17 protein-coding genes are annotated in these 18,413 nt (G+C 58.6%); 8 read left to right on the top strand and 9 right to left on the bottom strand.

Features of this window, described 5'->3' with window-relative positions:
• Window positions 1-19 precede the first annotated feature (19 nt).
• From B9Z51_RS02025 to B9Z51_RS02015, 3 genes are all read left to right on the top strand, one after another.
• The gene (locus B9Z51_RS02025; RefSeq protein WP_108371347.1) at window positions 20-997 is read left to right on the top strand and encodes a tripartite tricarboxylate transporter substrate binding protein; all 978 of its coding nucleotides are present in this window, start codon (window positions 20-22) and stop codon (window positions 995-997) included.
• Between the two features lie 31 nt (window positions 998-1,028).
• Window positions 1,029-2,507: a carotenoid oxygenase family protein gene (locus tag B9Z51_RS02020; protein ID WP_108371345.1), complete on the top strand. Its 1,479-nt coding sequence runs from the start codon at window positions 1,029-1,031 to the stop codon at window positions 2,505-2,507.
• Window positions 2,508-2,708: 201 nt separating this feature from the next.
• The gene (locus B9Z51_RS02015) at window positions 2,709-3,362 is read left to right on the top strand and encodes a cupin domain-containing protein (RefSeq protein ID WP_108371343.1); all 654 of its coding nucleotides are present in this window, start codon (window positions 2,709-2,711) and stop codon (window positions 3,360-3,362) included.
• Between the two features lie 48 nt (window positions 3,363-3,410).
• On the opposite strand, the gene B9Z51_RS02010 is transcribed toward B9Z51_RS02015, so the two are convergent.
• From B9Z51_RS02010 to mltB, 3 genes are all read right to left on the bottom strand, one after another.
• Window positions 3,411-5,108: an alkaline phosphatase family protein gene (locus B9Z51_RS02010; RefSeq protein ID WP_108371341.1), complete on the bottom strand. Its 1,698-nt coding sequence runs from the start codon at window positions 5,106-5,108 to the stop codon at window positions 3,411-3,413.
• Window positions 5,109-5,822: 714 nt separating this feature from the next.
• Window positions 5,823-6,140 (bottom strand): hypothetical protein, encoded by a 318-nt coding sequence (locus B9Z51_RS02000; protein WP_146187672.1) that lies wholly within the window; start codon window positions 6,138-6,140, stop codon window positions 5,823-5,825.
• 85 nt (window positions 6,141-6,225) lie between these two features.
• Window positions 6,226-7,389, bottom strand: coding sequence for a lytic murein transglycosylase B (gene mltB / locus B9Z51_RS01995; protein WP_108371335.1), 1,164 nt, complete (start codon window positions 7,387-7,389; stop codon window positions 6,226-6,228).
• 308 nt (window positions 7,390-7,697) lie between these two features.
• On the opposite strand from mltB, the gene B9Z51_RS01990 reads away from it, so the two are divergent.
• The 3 genes from B9Z51_RS01990 to B9Z51_RS01980 are packed head-to-tail and all read left to right on the top strand — an operon-like array spanning window position 7,698 to window position 10,770.
• Complete coding sequence (locus tag B9Z51_RS01990; RefSeq protein WP_108371333.1) at window positions 7,698-8,651, top strand: histone deacetylase family protein; 954 nt, start codon at window positions 7,698-7,700, stop codon at window positions 8,649-8,651.
• A gap of 50 nt (window positions 8,652-8,701) precedes the next feature.
• Window positions 8,702-9,502 (top strand): enoyl-CoA hydratase, encoded by an 801-nt coding sequence (locus B9Z51_RS01985; protein WP_108371331.1) that lies wholly within the window; start codon window positions 8,702-8,704, stop codon window positions 9,500-9,502.
• On the top strand, window positions 9,490-10,770 hold the full coding sequence (locus tag B9Z51_RS01980; protein WP_108371329.1) for a mechanosensitive ion channel family protein: 1,281 nt from the start codon (window positions 9,490-9,492) through the stop codon (window positions 10,768-10,770). The genes B9Z51_RS01985 and B9Z51_RS01980 overlap by 13 nt, the downstream gene beginning before the upstream one ends.
• Window positions 10,771-10,893: 123 nt before the next feature.
• Here B9Z51_RS01980 and B9Z51_RS01975 read toward each other — a convergent pair whose 3' ends face one another.
• From B9Z51_RS01975 to B9Z51_RS01965, 3 genes are all read right to left on the bottom strand, one after another.
• On the bottom strand, window positions 10,894-12,165 hold the full coding sequence (locus B9Z51_RS01975; RefSeq protein ID WP_108371328.1) for a hypothetical protein: 1,272 nt from the start codon (window positions 12,163-12,165) through the stop codon (window positions 10,894-10,896).
• Window positions 12,166-12,243: 78 nt separating this feature from the next.
• Window positions 12,244-14,142, bottom strand: a complete 1,899-nt coding sequence (mnmC, locus tag B9Z51_RS01970) for an FAD-dependent 5-carboxymethylaminomethyl-2-thiouridine(34) oxidoreductase MnmC (RefSeq protein ID WP_233254794.1) — start codon at window positions 14,140-14,142, stop codon at window positions 12,244-12,246.
• An 8-nt stretch (window positions 14,143-14,150) separates the two neighbouring features.
• Window positions 14,151-14,426, bottom strand: coding sequence for an oxidative damage protection protein (locus B9Z51_RS01965; protein WP_108371326.1), 276 nt, complete (start codon window positions 14,424-14,426; stop codon window positions 14,151-14,153).
• Window positions 14,427-14,635: 209 nt separating this feature from the next.
• Between B9Z51_RS01965 and B9Z51_RS01960 the strand changes: the two genes are divergently transcribed.
• The gene (locus B9Z51_RS01960) at window positions 14,636-15,412 is read left to right on the top strand and encodes a ferredoxin--NADP reductase (protein WP_108372637.1); all 777 of its coding nucleotides are present in this window, start codon (window positions 14,636-14,638) and stop codon (window positions 15,410-15,412) included.
• 94 nt (window positions 15,413-15,506) lie between these two features.
• Entirely contained in the window at window positions 15,507-16,007 is a 501-nt protein-coding gene (locus tag B9Z51_RS01955; protein WP_233254793.1) for a disulfide bond formation protein B, read from the top strand.
• 301 nt (window positions 16,008-16,308) lie between these two features.
• On the opposite strand, the gene argA is transcribed toward B9Z51_RS01955, so the two are convergent.
• From argA to B9Z51_RS01940, 3 genes are read right to left on the bottom strand one after another with little or no spacing between them, the layout of a single operon-like run.
• Window positions 16,309-17,655 carry an amino-acid N-acetyltransferase gene (gene argA / locus B9Z51_RS01950; protein WP_108371324.1) on the bottom strand — a complete coding sequence of 449 codons (1,347 nt, stop codon included), beginning with the start codon at window positions 17,653-17,655 and terminating at the stop codon, window positions 16,309-16,311.
• A gap of 17 nt (window positions 17,656-17,672) precedes the next feature.
• Entirely contained in the window at window positions 17,673-18,110 is a 438-nt protein-coding gene (locus B9Z51_RS01945) for a TA system VapC family ribonuclease toxin (RefSeq protein ID WP_108371322.1), read from the bottom strand.
• Window positions 18,107-18,373, bottom strand: a complete 267-nt coding sequence (locus B9Z51_RS01940; protein WP_108371320.1) for a CopG family transcriptional regulator — start codon at window positions 18,371-18,373, stop codon at window positions 18,107-18,109. Before B9Z51_RS01940 ends, B9Z51_RS01945 begins: the two co-directional genes overlap by 4 nt.
• Window positions 18,374-18,413: the final 40 nt, after the last annotated feature.

Raw genomic sequence — 18,413 nt, 5'->3', positions numbered from 1 at the left:
TTGATCCAGCGAGCGTCCTATGAAAAAAACCCTGTCCTGCTTTGCCATGCTGGCTGCCTTGCTATTGGGCATGGCCACGGCACAAGCACAAAACTTTCCCGACCGTCCTGTGCGCGTGGTCGTGCCTTTTGCCCCAGGCAACACCCTGGACAACGCCTTGCGACAGGTGGCCGAGGAGTTCAAGAAGAACACGGGTCAGCCCATCGTGGTGGACAACAAGCCCGGTGGCTCGGGCATCATCGCGGCGCAAAGCGTCATGCAAGCCGCACCCGATGGCTACACATTGCTGTTGTCCAACACCAGCATGATGACCATCAACCCCTATACCTTTGCCAAGTTGCCTTACGACCCTGAAAAAAGCTACAAACCGATCACCGGATTTTTGGGCGCTTCACTGGTTTTGGCGGTGAATGCGGCCAATGTGCCGGCCAACAACGTCAAGGAATTCGTGGCCTGGGCCAAATCGCAAAGCGGCAGTGTGTCTTATGCATCGTTCACGGCCGGCAATTCATCCCACTTTGCAGGCGTGATCATGAACCAGCGTTCAGGGCTGAACATGGTTCATGTGCCCTTCAATGGCACCCCGCCAGCCGTACAAAATTTAGTGGGTGGCCAAGTCCATGCGGCCTTCTTGCCGCTCATGGCAGTCAAGTCCCACGTCGAATCCGGAAAAATCAAAGTGCTGGCCGTGTCCAGTCCGCAACGCTCACCCTTGCTGCCCCAAGTGGCCACCTTCACAGAGCAAGGCTTTCCTGATCTCGAGATCTACATCTGGTCTGGGCTGTCAGCCCCCGCAGGCACGCCCGATGCTGTGATCAGCAAATTGCAGGCCGAATTTTCCAAAATTCTCAAGTCACAAAGCATCATCGACAAGTGGCGTGCCATTGACTTCGAGCCCTTGTCTTTCAGCTCTGCTGAGTTTCAGGCCTTCACCCGCAACGACGCCAAACGCTGGCAAGAGGCGGTCAAAATTTCGGGTTTCAAGGCCAGCGAATAGATCGGCCCGGTCATTCCAGAGAGCGCCTCCCATGCACGCTGAACTCATCTCGCAAACCCGCCCCACTTTGATGCCGGGCACGCACCCATTGATGACCGGGCCCTTCACGCCCAACTATCAGGAGTGGAATGCCACCGATTTGCAAGTCATTGGCGAAGTGCCCAAGCGCCTGAATGGCGTGTATTTGCGCAACACCCAAAATCCGGTGCATCAGCCCTTGGGCACTTACCACTTGTTTGACGGCGACGGCATGTTGCACATGATGCGATTTGACAATGGCCGCTGCGAATACAGAAACCGCTTCATCAGAACCAAGGCCTTCATGCAAGAGCAGGCCGCCGGGCAAGCCCTGTATGCCGGACTGATCGACAAGCCTTCGCTGGCTTTGCGTCTAGGCTGGGGGGCTCGGGGTGGCCTGCGCGACAGTTCGGCCACCGATGTGATCGTGCATGCAGGCATGGCACTGACGACCTTTTACCAATGCGGCGAACCATATCGGCTTGATGCCCGGACACTGGATTTCATCGGCGTGGATGACTGGGGCCAACAGGTGTTGCCAGATGGCGGTATTTCAGCCCACCCCAAGGTCTGCCCGCGCACGGGGGATTTGCTGTTCTTCAACTACAGCAAGCATGCACCCTACATGCATTACGGCGAAGTGGACTCGCACAATCGCCTGGTTCACTACGTGCCCGTGCCCTTGCCCGGTCCTCGCTTGCCCCACGACATGGTGTTCACCGAGCACTTTGCCATCCTGAACGATTTCCCTTTGCACTGGGATGAAGCCCTGCTGCCTGAGGGCAAGCACAAGCTGCGTTATTTTGAGCAACAGCCTTCACGCTTTGCTGTGGTGCCCAGACGCGGAACAGCGCAAACCGGCATCCGCTGGTTTGAGGCCAGTCCAACCTATGTGCTGCATTGGCTCAACGCGTGGGAGGAGGGTAATGACATCGTGTTGCATGGCTATCACCAAAAAACACCCATGCCCAAAGCGGGCTATGACAACTCGGGCAACACGCTGGGGCCTGAGCGCTATGGCCCCACGCTGTATGAGTGGCGTTTGAACTTGCGCACAGGCAAGACCTCAGAGCGGCGCCTGGACGAGCAACATCTGGAATTCGGCATGATCAATGCCTCCTATTGGGGCAAACCTTATCGTTATGCCTACAACATGATCGCGCACCCCGGCTCCTTCCTGTTCGACGGCATCTTGCGCTTTGACCACACCACGGGGCAATCACAAACTTACCTGTTCGGGGAGGATCGCTACGGCAGCGAGTCCCCCATGGCACCTTGTCATGACGCTCAAGGGGAAGACGATGGTTATGTGGTGAGTTTTGTGACCGATATGAAGACGGATCAATCAGAGTGCGTGGTTCTGGATGCGCGACACATCGACGCCGGACCTGTCGCACGCATCATCTTGCCCCACCGCATCAGCAGCGGCACCCATGCCTGCTGGGCCGATGCGCGGGAGCTGACACCTCAAGGTGCGCAGATGGGCGGGTGATTGCCTGCGTGAGGCGGATTCTTGCGCGTCAGCCCGGCTGAGGAAGGCTCAAAGCAGGCCCAAAGTTGGCGGGCTATGGTGACGCAGAGATCTGTGCCGGGTGCAACGCTGCTTCAAGGCCTGAGACGACTTCAGGCCGCACCGACATGCCATTTGCTTGCTATGCTTTGATGAATTTGCACAATTTCTGACATGTCATCAATGAATATCAACGCCGATTACAGCCAAAGGGTCGTGATCAACCACCATGATTTACCCTGGATTCCCAGCCCACAATCAGGGGTGGAGAGGCGCATGCTTGAGCGCACCGGCGACGAGGTCGCCAAAGCCACTTCCATCGTTCGTTACCAAGCCGGATCTCACTTTCAAAGCCACACCCATGATGGGGGTGAAGAGATCTTGGTGTTGGATGGGGTCTTCAGTGACGAGAATGGCGACTATCCTGCTGGCACCTACATCATGAACCCTCCCGGCTCTTCACATGCGCCCTATAGCCAAACCGGCTGCATTCTTTTTGTGAAGCTGCGGCATCTGGGGGCAGATCAAGTCGAACGAGAAGTGTTGAACACGGCAACAGCGCCCTGGTATCAAGGCCTGGTGCCCGGTCTGAATGTCATGCCGCTCATGCAACAGGGCAGTGGATCGACATTGGTCAGATGGGCGCCTCAAACCTATTTCAATCCACACAGGCACTATGGCGGCGAAGAGATCTTCGTGGTTGATGGCGTGTTTGAAGATGAGCACGGGCGCTATCCGGCCGGCTCATGGATCAGAAGCCCCCACATGAGCTTGCACAAGCCCTTCAGCAAAGAGGGGTGCACGATCTTTGTCAAGACGGGGCATCTGCTGAGCTGATGGAGATGGCGCTGTAACGGCGCCATCTCAGTTATCCAATACCCGGCTTCAGCGTGTGAACGTAAACATATCGAACAGGTCGCCAATGGCCGGCCTGTTGTCAGGGACGTAATTGTCTTTGCTGTGAATGGGGTTGGGAAGGTTGTCTCGTGTGCGGTTAGACAGCGGCTTCAATGACCAATTTTTTTGGATGAACTTGTGTATGGAGGCGTGGTCATAGTAGGTGTGTTCTACGTGGCCCTTTTTGGCCCATGGCGACACCACCATCAAGGGGATGCGCGTGCCGTCACCGAAGAAATCAATGGGTTGGATGTAGCCAGAGTCGTAATATCCGCCACCTTCATCGTAGGTGACCAGAATGGCGGCGTTGGCCCAGACTTTGGGATTGGACTGAACTTTCTCAACAACCCGTTTGACATAGGCTTCAAAGTTGGCCGGTGATCCATAGTGCGGATGGCCGGTCTGGGTCACAGGCGGTGAAATGAAAGAAATGCTGGGCAAGTTCTTATCTACATCTGCAAAAAAATCATCGTCACCCTGCAATTTTTGCTTCAAGGGTGATTCCATGATGGATGTGAAAAAAGTGAGCGGGTCTGTGTCAGACGCATATTCACCCTTCTTCAGTCCTTTGCCCAAGCGGCCACCGTGGTACCACTTCCAGCTCACGCCTGCCGCCTCGAGTTGGGTCCCAATATTCGGTGCGCTTTGCGGTGTCGCAACTGCTTGATCTTCGGTGGGTGTTTTCTTGTCGCCCTTGAATGTGTAGGGCTGCGAATAATTGTTCACAAGATAGTAGGAGCCTGGGGCACAGTTGCCATCATTGAAAGGCTTGTAGGGCTGCTTTTTCAGGTAGCGGCGTATCGATTCGACACCGGGTTGTGATTCGTCCGCACAGGCAACGTATGAACCTGTTTTGTAGCCGCTGTTCTTGTACCAGTTGTCTGTCAAGAACATGGGGTCAGGGTTCTCAATCTGCCCTGAGGGCGGCTTTTGCGGTGCGCCATCTTGCTGGTAAACGGCGATATCACCAGAGGCCAGAAAGAGGTAATTGGGCATGGTCCCACCCATGACGGCTTGATGGTAGTTGTCAGCCAGTGCATAGGTGGATGCCAATTCTCGGAAATAAGGCACATCGCCTGAGGCCATGTTGTAAAACCCCATCGGCTCGCCTTGGTGGATGGTCCCTTTTCCTAAATTTCTTTTGTCTAAGGCGCCTTCGCCTGACGTCAAGCCCGCCCAGACAAAGAGGTCATGTCGCCCCCCATTGACTTGTTGCCACATCTGAAAGAAGCGGTGAACGGGGTTGCTGTCCGTGAATTCGGCATAGCCGCGATATTTTGTGATTTGGAATGGCCCAGCCTGGAGTTGGCCTGGGATTTTTTCATCCAATACCTTCGGCGCACCATGATCTGCCCGTGCATAAGGTCGAGGCAAATTCTTAAGTGGAGACGTCTTCGGATATTCAACGTCATATTTCCCTTGGGTATGCGCCAACTTTTGGGTCGCCTTTTGATACTCCGGGCCTGGCTCCCCATTCAAAGTGATGACTTGGGAAGACAGCAAATTCTTGACGGTTTGCCCGGCTGGCGGTTGGTACGCTGCAAACAAGGTGTCAAAAGACGTGTTCTCACCGACCACAACAATCAGGTGTTTGATAGGGCTGTTGGGCGTTTGCGCAAAGGCTTGCCCAGACACGACAAGTGCCGCAACCATGGCCAAAATATGTGGTGATGAATGGAGTTTCATGTGGTTTCCGATGTTTGAATTCAGTGAAATTTTGAAGAATTTTTAAAATTATTAAAAACGTAATTTATAGCTGCTTTGCCGACTTGTCCAGTTCCACAGGACTGCCGCACTGCGGTTGTCGTTTTAAACACCCGTTGCAGTGTTGCGCATAAATACTTGATGCGATTTCAAGAATTCAGCCATATCAAACACATCAAGCCCTTGAGCCCACCTGAGGCCCGACTGCACAAGCTCAAACGAACGACTGAGCTGGCAAAGTGTGCAGTCAAAACCGAGAAAGAAGCCCAGAAGCATCAGAAGTCGTTGGACATTCAGCGCAAGGAGTTGGGTAAAGGTCGACCTACCAATAATCCCAATCAGACCTTGTGATTTGGGAAAACCCCGTCAAAACCTTGGTTTTTTAAAGAAAGAACTGGCCTTGTGCCGTTTGCCCCTTTTCGTGGGCTGACAGGCATAGCTGCGATGGTCCCTTACAAGTTAGCGCAACGAGCTTTGCCTGTCCGATTGTCTGGCCACAGGTTTGACGGCAGTCCACTTGGTCAGCAGCAGTTTTTTGGGGTTGAGGGGGTTCATGGCTGTTGAGTGTATTGTGGGCATGCCTTGCGACTGAGCGCGGTTGAAAAAGCACTGCCAATGTGGTTGCCGATGAGTTTCAAGCCGCATGAAATCAAGCTGGAAATGGAGAACCACAAAGGCTGGTGTGCGGTCTGATCATCAAGATGGCGGCATGTCAAACAACTTTTTCAGATAATGACCCGCACCATCGGCGGCACCCAAATCCGGATGCTTTTGGCAAAACGCATCAATGCCGATGATGGCGGGCTCATAGGCCTTGGGATCGTCGTTGTATTTGTCTTCTTTGCTTTTTTTCAGCCCCTTGAGCGTCAAACTCAGCGGTGCCAAAAAGGCATTCGTCCATGCCCGCTTTTCGCCGTAGCCAAGGCCCTGCCAGGACGGGCAGGGGTGGTCACCAAACAAGCTGGCCCCATGGGCGGTTTGGGCAGACAGGGCCATGAGCAGTAAAACACCCATGATGCCAGTCCGATGTTGAAAAGAGGTCAAAGTGAGGTTCATTCCCCGACTGTATGCCGACTTTCAATCGGTATTCTCTTAATGGTCAAGGCGTGTTCTTGACCTCACGCGCCACGGCCTCGGCCAACTCAATCACCGCCATGGCGTAATAACTGCTCCAGTTGTAGCGGGTAATGGCGTAGAAGTTTTCGGTACCCGCCACGTAGCTGGGGGCATCCATGCCGTTGCGCAATTCAATCAGGGCCAATGGGCCTTTGTGCGCCAGCGCAGCACCCTCCAGGCCTGCGCCTTTGGCGGTGAAGTTGGCCACGCTGAAGGTAGGCAGGATGTCGGGCGCCAGCAGGGCGTCCATGTCGGTTTGGCCCGGGGTCAGGGTTACCGGGTAGTGCGTGGGCATGCCGGGGCGCCACTGGAAGGCTTTGAAGTAATTGGCCACGGAGCCGATGGCATCGGTGGGACTGCCAAACAGGTCAATGCGGCCATCGCCATCGAAGTCCACGGCAAAGCGTGACCAGCTCGATGGCATGAATTGGGGCAGGCCCAGGGCGCCCGCGTAGCTGCCGCGCACCGACAAGGGGTCTGCACCGCTGCGGGCGGTCAGTAGTAAAAATTGTTCCAGCTCTGCCCGGAAAAACGCTTGCCTCTCGGCTGCACGCAGGTGGGACTGCGGAAAGTGAAAGGCCAATGTGCCCAGGGCGTCAATGATGCGGAAGTTGCCGGTGTTTTGTCCGTACAGCGTTTCGACGCCGATGATGCCCACCACGATGGCTGCGGGTACGCCGTATTCGCGCTCGGCGCGCTCCAGGGCGGCGCGGTGGGCAAGCCAGAAACGGATGCCTGCCTGGATGCGGGTGGGCTCGATGAATCGCGCCCGGTAAGCGCCCCAGTCTTTGGCCACGGGACTGGCGGGTGGCAGCACGAGTTTTTCCACCAAGGGCAGGCGTTGTGCTGAGGCCATGGTTTTGATCACACCCGCCGGGTCGAGCTGCAAACGGCCGGCTGCGTCATGAGCCCAAGTCAGAACCTCGGGGTTGTCCATCAGGCGCGTTCCAGTGGCGTGCGCTTTGGGGTGGTGTGGCTTGCGACCAGATGTCGAAGGGCGGGCCGTTTTGACGTCATGTTCTTGACGGTGGACCGCCAGGGCTGCGTCAGACCAGGTCAGTGAGAGCAGCAAACCGAGCAGGCCTGCGCACAAAGGGTTCAGGCGAGAAGCCTGCGGAGTAGCGTGAAAGTGGTCGAGAAAATTCATGTCAGATCAGTTTAATCGCCAGACGGCCCACCAGGCAGAAAGAGCGGGACATGTCGCAGTAGGGTACAGCGTTGTCAGTGATTTGGAGATGTGGGACTCTTCGAGTGCCGACCTACGGGGTACTGCTTGTATTTTGTAGGTCGGTGGTCGAAGACTCCGACAAATGCGGGTTGAGCGGTGGGGCTGGAGATGTGCAGGGCGTCAGTCATTGCAAGCTGGACGTGATAAGCTAAAACTGATAAACGTACGGTAATTCAAAAAAATCAACACTTCCGATGGGGTGTTGAGCATGCAGGAAGACAAGCCATATGGGCGCTACGGGTTATTTCACACACCCCACATGTTGGAAACACGAGATGGGCGCGGGCCATCCGGAATGTCCCGAGCGCCTGGGCGCCATCGAGGACCGTTTGCTGATCACCGGCCTGGACATGGCCTTGCAGCGCCGTGAGGCCGGGCCTGCCGCCTTGGCCGACATTGAACTGGCTCACGGGCGCATGCATGTGGCGTCTTTGCGGGGCCTGAGCGATGTGCTGCGCGAAGACATGGCCGCGGGTGGCCCCAGCCACACCGCCATCGACCCGGACACGCTGATCAATGTCCACACTTGGGAGGCCGCCTTGCACTCGGCCGGGGCCGCGATTGAGGCCACCGATGCGGTTTTGGCTGGTGAGCTGGAAAACGCTTTTTGCGCGGTGCGGCCGCCAGGTCACCACGCCTGTCGGGACAAAGCCATGGGTTTTTGCTTTTTCAACAACGTGGCCATTGCCGCAAAGCACGCGGTTGAGCGCCATGGCCTCAAGCGTGTGGCCATTGTGGATTTTGATGTGCACCACGGCAACGGCACCGAGGACATCGTGGCCGGGGATGAGCGGATCTTGATGGTCAGCTTTTTTCAGCACCCCTTTTACCCGGAGGGCGGATCGCAGTCGACGGCCAGCAATCTGCTCAATTTGCCCGTGCCCGCTTACACGCGGGGCATGGACATTCGCGAGTTGATCGACATGATGTGGATGCCGCGCCTGGAGGCGCACCGGCCGGAGCTGATTTTCATCAGCGCCGGTTTTGACGCGCACCGCGAAGACGACATGGGGCAAATGGGCCTGGTTGAGCAGGACTACGCCTGGATCACCCAGCGCATCAAGGATGTGGCCCTGCGTTATGCCAAAGGGCGCATCGTCAGTTGTCTGGAGGGCGGCTACAGCTTGAGTGCTTTGGGCCGCAGCGTCGAGGCACACTTGCGCGTTTTGGCCGACGTTTGAGGTGCTGGCCCAGCCGCAAGGCGGCTTGCAGTTTTGGGCACAATCGGGGCATGACCGATACAACTGTTCCCCTTGGGGCCGACGTGCTGTTGCATGAACGTGATGCGCGGGGCGTGCACCGCCTGACCCTGAACCAAGCCAGCACTTTCAACACCCTGGGCGAGGGCATGCTGCAGGCCTTGCAAAACGCCCTTCACCAGATTGCCCACGATGAGCAGGCGCGTGTGGTCGTGCTGGGGGCCGCAGGCAAAGCTTTTTGTGCAGGGCACAACCTCAAGGAAATGCGGGCGCAACCCGAGATGGCCTACTACCAAAAGCTGTTTGCGCAGTGCACGCGCATGATGCTGTCCATCCAGAATCTGCCGGTGCCAGTGATCGCCCGTGTGCAGGGCGTGGCCACGGCTGCGGGCTGCCAGTTGGTGGCGCAATGCGACTTGGCCGTTTCGGTAGACACGGCCCGCTTTGGGGTGAATGGCATCGATGTGGGCCTGTTTTGCGCGACCCCCAGCGTGCCCCTGGTGCGCAATATGCACGCCAAGCAAGCCATGGAAATGCTGCTCACGGGCGGCTTCATCAGCGCGCAAGAGGCTTGCCAACGTGGCTTGATCAACCGCGTGAGCCCGCCAGGGGGGCTGGATGCGCAAGTGAACGAATGGGTCGAAGCAATCCTGAGCAAGCCACGCGAAGCGGTGCGCATGGGCAAGGCCCTGTTTTACAAACAGCGTGAAATGGGCATCGAAGCCGCTTACCAATTGGCCGGTCAAACCATGGCCTGCAACATGATGCACGACGATGCCCAAGAAGGCGTGCAGGCATTCATCGACAAAAGGAGCCCCGCATGGCGAGCATGAAACAACTTCACATTGCCGACCCGGTGGCCTGGCTGGACACACTGATTCGGGCAGATTCCCTGCACGTATTGCTGGCCTTTGCCGTTTGCCTGGGTTTGGCTTGGGGGTCTGTCTGGCTCTTGCGCAGGGCCTTTGCGGGGGCCGAGTTGTCAATCCTGTTGGGTAAACGCTTGGTTGACGGGGTGTTGTTTCCGGCCATATTGTTGGGCTTGACCTTTGCCTCGCGTGCGCTGCTGACCACGGATCATCCGATCGCGATGTACGGCGTTTTGCTGCCCGTGTGCATTTCGCTGGCCTTGATCCGTCTGGGGGTTAAGGTGATGCAAGTGGCGTTTGGTGCGGCCCACTTTGTGCGGGTCATGGAGCGCACGATTTCATGGGTGGCCTGGTTGGCCGTGGTGCTGTGGGTGACCGGCGTTTTGCCGCTGGTGCTGGATGAACTCGATCAGATTCGCTGGAAGGTGGGCGGCAGCGATTTGTCGATGCGCACCATGATAGAAGGCGCGCTCACGGCCGGGGCGGTCATGATTGTCACTTTGTGGGTGTCCGCCGCATTGGAGTCGCGCTTGCTCCGGTCGGCCACGGGCAGCGATTTGTCGCTGCGCAAAGTCATCAGCAACACGGTGCGCACCGCTTTGATGTTTGTCGGCTTGATGCTGGCTTTGTCGTCAGTGGGCATTGACCTGACGGCCTTGTCTGTTTTGGGCGGTGCCGTGGGCGTGGGCATTGGTTTTGGCCTGCAAAAACTCGCGGCCAATTACGTCAGTGGTTTTGTCATCCTGGCCGAGCGCAGCATGCGCATTGGCGACATGGTGCGGGTCGACGGTTTTGAAGGGCGAATCACCGACATCAAGGCCCGCTACACGGTTATTCGGGCTTTGTCAGGGCGAGAATCCATCGTGCCCAATGAAATGCTGATCACCCAGCGGGTGGAAAACCTCTCGCTGGCCGATCCCAAAGTGTCGCAAAGCACCCAGGTGTCTGTGGCCTACGACAGTCCGGTGAACATGGTGGTGGACTTGCTGCAAGATGCCTGCAAAGCGCAAAGCCGGGTGTTGCCCGATCCACCGCCGACCGCGTGTTTGGCCACATTTGGCGCCGATGGCCTGGAGTTTTCCGTGTCGTACTGGATTGCCGATCCCGAAAATGGCCCGCTCAAGCTCAAGTCGGACATCAACCGGGCGATCTTGCAAGCCTTGCAGGCCAACGGGATAGACATCCCGTTCCCACAGCGGGTTGTCCACAGTCTGGCACCTCAAGGCGTCTGATGGAGGCGAGCGGTCGGGCACCGTGGGTGCCGACCGCCGAAAGACCGCCGCACATTTCTGCTCCCCTATGGGGCGGGTCTTGGGCAAGCAAGGCCTCACCGATCAGGCCTGCACGGGGCAGGTTCAGTGCGCTTTTTCAGTGGCTTTGCCTTTGCCGCTTTGGACTTGGCTGTGCGACATGACGCTGGTCAGCGTGCGGATTTTGCTGCCGGGCAGTTCCTGACGCGCTTTGAAGGTCTGGGCACGCTCTTGTGATCTGAACGGGCCTGTGACCACGCTGAATTGGACACGGGTTTGATCGCGCTCATACACGGGGACGATCCGAGCATTGACCAACCAAGTCTTGGACTGAATCAGGTTTTGGGCCTTGGCGGTGGTGCCAAACAGACCATGCTCGATCAAAAAGCTGTCTTTGGGCAGGGTGTGCAGCCAGCGCACGCCCTTGACGGCGGCAGGGGGCAAGGGCTCTTGAGCGCTCGCGGCGGGCTTGGATTGGGTGACCGCGTTGGAGGCTTCGGCGGCTTTGGTGTCTGTAAGCTGGGCGGGTGGCGTCTTTTCCGGAGGGCTTGCCAAAGCGGGCGTGCTGGAAGCGGCGACTGCGGGGGCCGCTGTCGCTTGGGCCGTGGTTTGTTGCTGGGCATCGGATGCAGCCGAGGTCTCAGACGCAGCAGGCAATTCGGACGCAGCAGGCATTAGGGCAGTGGCTGAGCTTGCTGTGGGCTGCGATGAAGCCGCCTTTTCAAGGGCTGCCGCAGAGGCCTCCGTCTGGGCAAGCGGGGCCAGTGTTTGCCAGCTCACACCTGCTGCAATCAGCGCCACACCCGTGGCCAATGCGGCCCACGATGTTCGTGACAATGTCAATGCACGATGGGACGTGGCTTCGACGGGTGGGACCCAAGGAATGATCCAGCTTTCGATGCGTGTGCCGGGATCGTTGCTTTGGGGCAACGCTTGCTCGGGGCCGGTGAACAGCAAGATCAGGCTGGTCCTGAAACCCGGAAAGTGTTTGAGCAGGCGTTGCAGCAGTGACAGCTCCTGCACCGGCAGCAACTGCGCATTCTCAACCACCCAGACCTTGTCCACAGAGGTGGTGGTTGCAGGCTTCATGGCCACATCGATGGAGAGATCGGCCAGTCTTTCATTGATTTTGGCCAGCAGTGGCTGGCTTTTCTCGCCTGAAAAGTGCTCGACCGCCAAATGGGGGGACTGCGCCTTGAGCTGATCCACCAGCATCTGACAGTTGTAGTTCAGAAAGTCAGTTGAGGTGCAAAACAGTGCCAGGCTTTGCCCGTGCAGGTGGATGGAGGCCATGCACTTTTCAATGCGCAAGCGGTCGGCAGGGCTCCAGGGCCACTGTTGAGGGTTTGCATCGGTGGATGCAGGCAAGGAATTCATGGGTAAAAGGTCAATTTCAGACAGTGATCACACCTGAGTATTAAACAATATCGTCAAGGTGTCTTATTGTTGTTGGTTTTATCGATTTTTGAAACGTTCGGCAAGCAGGTGTTTCAACAACGAAGGGGCCAGGGGCAGGGGCTCATTTTCCAGCAAAGCCGCCGTCAATTCGCCACACAGCACCGCCAGACTGATGCCCCGTGCGCCCATGCCCGCACTGATCCACAGGCCCGGCCAGCGTTGCTCGTCGATGGGGCCCACGGCGGGCAAGCGGTCTGGCAAGGTGCAGCGCAGGCCCGCCCAGCCATGCACTTGGGGCGCTGAGAACTGTTCGGCCATGGCGGCGCCCAGTGTCGGCAAGAGGGTTGCCAGGCGTTGCTGATTGGACGCGTGGTCTTCGTCCCGAAGGGGGGCCTGGGTGCAGTTGCGCTCAAAGGTCGACCCGATGAACCAACCGTCATGCCCTTCAGGCGTGGGCACGCCGCTGATGAAGCTGCCGTGGCCGTTGACCGGAAAAGGAGGCAGTTGTGCCCGCACATCACCCGGCAGCTGCGCCATGTCGCCATAACTGATTTGCCCGCGCAAAGGGTTCAGCGGGATGCTGGGCCGCTCACCTTCTGGCGCCAGGCTGTTGATCAGGTGCAGGGTGTCAAAGCCAGCCGAGAAAACCACCCAATCCGCCTGAGCCAGGGTTTGGCCTGCTTCATCGCAGGCTTGCCACTGCGGGGGCGTGTGTCCTGCTCCCGTTCGCTGCAGACGCGCAATGCGCTGGCCCCAAAGGGTCTGGACGCCTGGCGTGTTCAACTGCGCCGCCACCAAGGCCTGGGGCCTGATCCATGCGGCCAGGCCGTGCCACAGCGCGAAGGCTTCGCAGGCCAAACCGGCTTGTCCGATCTGCGCAGGGCTGGCCTGCGTGCTCCATGTGTGGGCGACTTCAGGCCAAGCCGGGCCTGCGGGCAAACTCCGTTTGCCTTCGACACGGTGCTCCAGCACGCCGGTGGGGCACCAGTCTGTGCCGCCCTTGAGAAGCTGGTCAGCGCGTTGCAGTGTGGCGCGAACGCCTGCCCGGGTGATGCGCGAGAGCACGTTGTCGTCGGGCGACACATGGGGGGCAGTCAGCCCAGCGGGCAGGCCGGAGGCACCAGATCCCGGGCCGCTGCCCTGGTCGATCACCGTGACGGCCCAGCCGCGCAGTGCCAAGCTGCGCGCCACCGCCGATCCGGAAAGGCCCGCCCCCACCACCAAGGCCTGGCGCGACGCGGGGGGCGGCGCTTGTCGCAAACGGCTGCGGGGCGCCCACGGTGGCGCAAACCGTGCGCTCAAGCAGGCCCCGACACCGGCGCTGACAGGAGCGGCCTGCGTGTCTTCGTTTTGGGTTTGAAAGCCACACTGCTGCCATTCTTCAGCCGTTGGCACTGTGCCGGCCCCGTCCATGGCCAGCCGAGTGCCCGTGCGGCACAGGCGCGAGACCGCTTGCAACAGTTGCAGGCGGGATGTGCCCTGTGTAGGGTCGTCCGTGACCGCCCGGACTTGCGTGCTGTCCAGCAAGACGCTGTCAGCGGCCACATCCAGCTCACGCAGTGTTTTTTCAGGGCTGCCCAGGTGCAGTGTCAGGTGCACCTGGCCGCCTTCAAACACCAGCCGGTGCGTGCCGGGCATCAGACCCTGCCAAACGTACACCAAAGCCTGGCTCAAGGGGGCGAGTTCTGGATGGCGCTGGGCCAAGGCCAGCAGTTCTTCCACGGCACAGGGCCGGTCGGCCACGGCCGTAAAAAACAGGCGATCAGGCCGTTGGGGGTCTTGTTGCCAGGCGTGCCAGGTGGCCAGAAAACTCAGGGCCGCCGAACCCAGGCGCAGCACATGCCATTGGCGCTGCTTGTGCCAAGCAGGCCTGTTGCCTGAAGTCGGCAGCAGGCCGCAAGCGTGCAGCGGTTCAAAAGCCAGGGGAATGCCCGTCGCAGAAAAAGGCAGGGTCACCGCCCGGATCAAGCCGCAGCAGGAGGCACGTAACCCTGGGCTGCATCGGCGCCAGAGCCGAAGAAATGCTGTTCCATCTGGCGGGCCAAGTACTGGCGGGCGCGCAGGTCGGCCAGGTTCAGGCGGTTTTCATTGACCAGCATCGTCTGGTGCTTGAGCCAGTCGGCCCAGGCCTGCTTGCTCACGTTTTCCCAAATGCGCTTGCCCAGATCGCCGGGGTAGGGGGCAAAGTCCAGGCCTTCTGCTTCGGTGCCGAGTTTGATGCATTGAACGGTGCGTGCCATGGAGGTTCCTTGTGGTTCTAAAGATGTGTTTGGGTATACGGATATAAAATCTTAGTATTTCCAGTTCTGATCAAACCACGGGACAATACAGGCTTATCGTCAGATTTGACTGTGTTGGCGTGGTTTTTCAAGACCGCAACTGTAGCAACCTTCTGCATCCCTTTTTAGCCAGGGGTCTGTCCCCTGGCGCTGACCTGTATCACATCACCATGAGTGCTTTTCTCGAAGAACGCGTTTTGAGTGTTCACCACTGGACCGACCGTCTGTTCAGCTTCACCACCACCCGCGACCAGGCCCTGCGCTTTTCCAATGGCCACTTCACCATGATCGGCTTGCGCCAGGAAACCGGCAAACCGCTGCTGCGTGCCTACTCCATTGCCAGCGCCAATTACGAAGAACACCTCGAGTTCTTGAGCATCAAGGTGCCCGACGGCCCGCTGACTTCCAAGCTGCAACACATCCAGGTGGGCGACACCATCGTCGTGGGCCGCAAACCTACAGGCACTTTGCTGTGCGACTATTTGTTGCCTGGCAAAAACCTGTATTTGTTGTCCACCGGCACGGGTCTGGCCCCTTTCATGAGCATCATCCGCGACCCCGAAACCTATGAGCGTTTTGAAAAAGTGATCCTGGTGCATGGGGTGCGTCAGGTCAATGAACTGGCCTACCACGACTACATCACCCGAGAACTGCCCGCCAACGAGTTCCTGGGTGAGATGGTCACCCAGCAACTCCTGTACTACCCCACCGTGACCCGCGAGCCCTACAAAAACCAGGGCCGCGTGACCGACTTGATGGAAAACGGCAAGCTGTTTGCTGACCTGGGCCTGCCTGTGCTCAACCCCGAAACCGACCGCGTCATGATCTGCGGCTCCCCAGAAATGCTGCGCGACTTGAAGCGCATCTGCGAAGAGCGCGGCCTCAAAGAAGGCAACACCAGCACGCCAGGCGCCTTCGTGATCGAACGGGCGTTTGCCGACGCTTGATATCTCGGGCCTGTGTCAGGGCTTGATGCGCTGAGTCACGAGATGATCACAACAACGGGAGCAAAATGCTCCCGTTTGCTTTTGAAGACTGACCATGAAACTGACTTCCATTTCGTCCAATCGCTGGATGGCCCTGATCGCCTTGTCGTGTGTTGGCATGTTGGCGTTTGGCCTGTACCTGCAGCATGTGGTGGGCCTGAACCCATGCCCCATGTGCATCGTGCAGCGCTACGCCTTGATCGGCGTTATGGTCATCGCCTTGGTGGGCTCGCGTTTGCGCAAGCCCGGTGCGGTGGGGCTGTTTGGCGTGCTGCTGGCGCTGAGCGCCGGATTCGGTGCCTTTGTGGCTGCCCGCCAAAGCTGGCTGCAGTGGTACCCGCCCGAAATCGTGACCTGTGGCCGTGACTTTTACGGCATGGTCGAAAACTTCCCCATCAACCGAGCCATCCCCATGATCTTCAAGGGCAGTGGCGACTGCACCAAGGTGGATTGGACGTTTCTGGGCGGCTCGATTGCCAACTGGTCTTTTGTCGCCTTTGCGGTCTTCACTCTCATGGGCCTGGCCATCGCCATCCGGGCACTGCAAAAGCGCTGACCGCACCAAGGTAGGACTCTTCGACCACCGACCTACAAGTTACCGCTTGGCTGGAGGTCGGTACTCGAAGAGTCCGACATCATTCTTTTGCACCCCAGCCTGCACGAGAGATATCTGTCGGGGTCTTCGACCACCGACCTACAAGTTGCCGCTTGGCTGTAGGTCGGTACTCGAAGAGTCCGACATCATTCTTTTGCCCCCCCCAGCCTGCACGAGCGATATCTGTCGGGGTCTTCGACCACCGACCTACAAGTTGCCGCTTGGCTGTAGGTCGGTACTCGAAGAGTCCGACATCGTTCGCTCAGAGCTTCTTGACCAACACTTGGCTCTTGCGGTCCCAGTTGTATTTGCGTTTGCGCGCCTCGGGCAGCCAGTCCGGGTCGACCTGGGCAAAGCCGCGCTTGATGAACCAGTGCATGGTGCGTGTGGTCAGTACAAAGATGCTTTTCAGGCCCATGGCACGGGCGCGTTGCTCCACGCGCTTGAGGATTTTTTCGCCATCGCCCTGGCCTTGCGATTGGGGTGACACGGTCAGCGCCGCCATCTCGGCCGTCTTGGCTTCGGGGTAGGGGTAGAGCGCCGCGCAGGCAAAGATCACGCCGTCGTGGTCGATGATGGTGTAGTGGTCGATGTCGCGCTCGATCTCGGTGCGGTCGCGCTTGACCAGCGTGCCGTCCTTCTCGAACGGCTCGATCAGTTGCAAGATGCCGCCCACGTCGTCGGCGGTGGCCTCGCGCAGCTCTTCGAGCTTTTCATCCACCACCATGGTGCCGATGCCGTCGTGCACATACACCTCCAGCAGCAGTGAGCCGTCGACCGCAAAGGGCAGGATGTGCGAGCGCTCCACCCCTTCTTCGCAGGCTTTGACGCAGTGCTGCAAATAAAAGCCAATGTCGGTCGGCTCGGTCGGCCGGGGCAGCGAGGCGAGCAATTGCTTGGCGGCTGCAAGAGGCAGTTCGGTGTCGATCGGGTTGTCGTCGCTCGCAGGTTCACCCGGCTGCATGCGGATGCCCGGGATCTCGGTCACAAAAATCAGTTTGTCGGCCTGCAACTCGGCCGCCACACTGGTGGCCACTTCTTCCATGGCCAAATTGAAAGCCTCACCCGTGGGCGAGAAGCCAAAGGGCGACAGCAGCACCATCGCGCCCATGTCCAGCGTGCGCATGATGCCGTCGACATCGACCTTGCGTACCAGACCCGAGTGCATGAAATCCACCCCGTCCACAATGCCCACCGGGCGCGCCGTGATGAAGTTGCCCGAAATCACCCGCACCGTGGAACCCGCCATGGGCGTGTTGGGCAGCCCTTGGCTGAACGCGGCTTCAATTTCGTAGCGCAACTGGCCAGCAGCCTCTTGGGCGCAGTCCAAAGCCACGCTGTCGGTGATGCGAATGCCTTGTGCGTATTTGGGTGTGTGGCCTTTGGCGGCGAGTTGCTCGTTCACTTGAGGGCGAAAACCGTGCACCAGCACGATCTTGACGCCCATGCTCTGGATCAGCGCCAAGTCTTGCGCCAAGTGCGCCAGCTTGCCTGCGGCAATGGCCTCGCCCGCGATGCCCACCACAAAGGTTTTGCCCCGGTGCATGTGGATGTAAGGCGCCACCGACCGGAACCAGGGCACGAAGGTGAAATTGAAGACGGTGGACATGGGCAGTAGCAGTGGGTTCAGGGCTTGAGCAAAAGAAGTTGGTCTGCGGGCAGCAGACGCGAAAAATCGCGGTCGAAGGTGCAGAGTGTCTCACCGGATTGCATCACGGTTGCGGCGATCCACGCATCGATGATCAAGTTGCCTGTGGCTTGTTGTGCCAGACACACTTGTCGCAGATTGGGCCAGGTGGTGCCCTGCGGCTGAAATTGCACGCCGGGGCAGCTGAGCAGGCTGTCGATGAAGTCGCTCACATCCTGCAAAGGATCAGTTTCCCGAAAAATTTTGGGGTTGGTGGTGATGCGTAAAAAGCCGGTCACGACGGTGCCCAGCAGCATCAGGCTGGCGCGTCCGTTGGCGGCTTGAACCACTGCATCGTCCAGCCAGGTACGCGCGCTCGGGTGGTGGGGGTGGTCGGGCCGAAACGCCGCCACCAGCACATTCACATCTGGCGTCATGACAGGTTTTTCAGGTCCATGCCGGCGTCCATCGCGTCGTACAGGGATCGGTTACTGCTCGGGTCAATGCCCGGCTGCAGGCTGCCACGGGCTTTGGAGACGGGCAGTTTGGGAATTACAACCGGTGCTGTTGGCATGTCTTGCCGCACATAGGCAGCCAGCATCTCGCGCACTTTGGCGCTCAGCGAGGTGCCTTCTTGAATGGCCTTGATGCGGGCTTGTTTGACGAGGTTTTCGTCCAGGGAAATGGTCAGGTTGGTCATGAAAAATCTCCGTCCGGAAAGTTCACGTAAACCAGTGTAG

This window comes from Limnohabitans sp. T6-5, assembly GCF_003063315.1.
GTDB lineage: Bacteria > Pseudomonadota > Gammaproteobacteria > Burkholderiales > Burkholderiaceae_C > Limnohabitans_A.
This window is presented reverse-complemented; position numbering and strand designations above follow the sequence as displayed.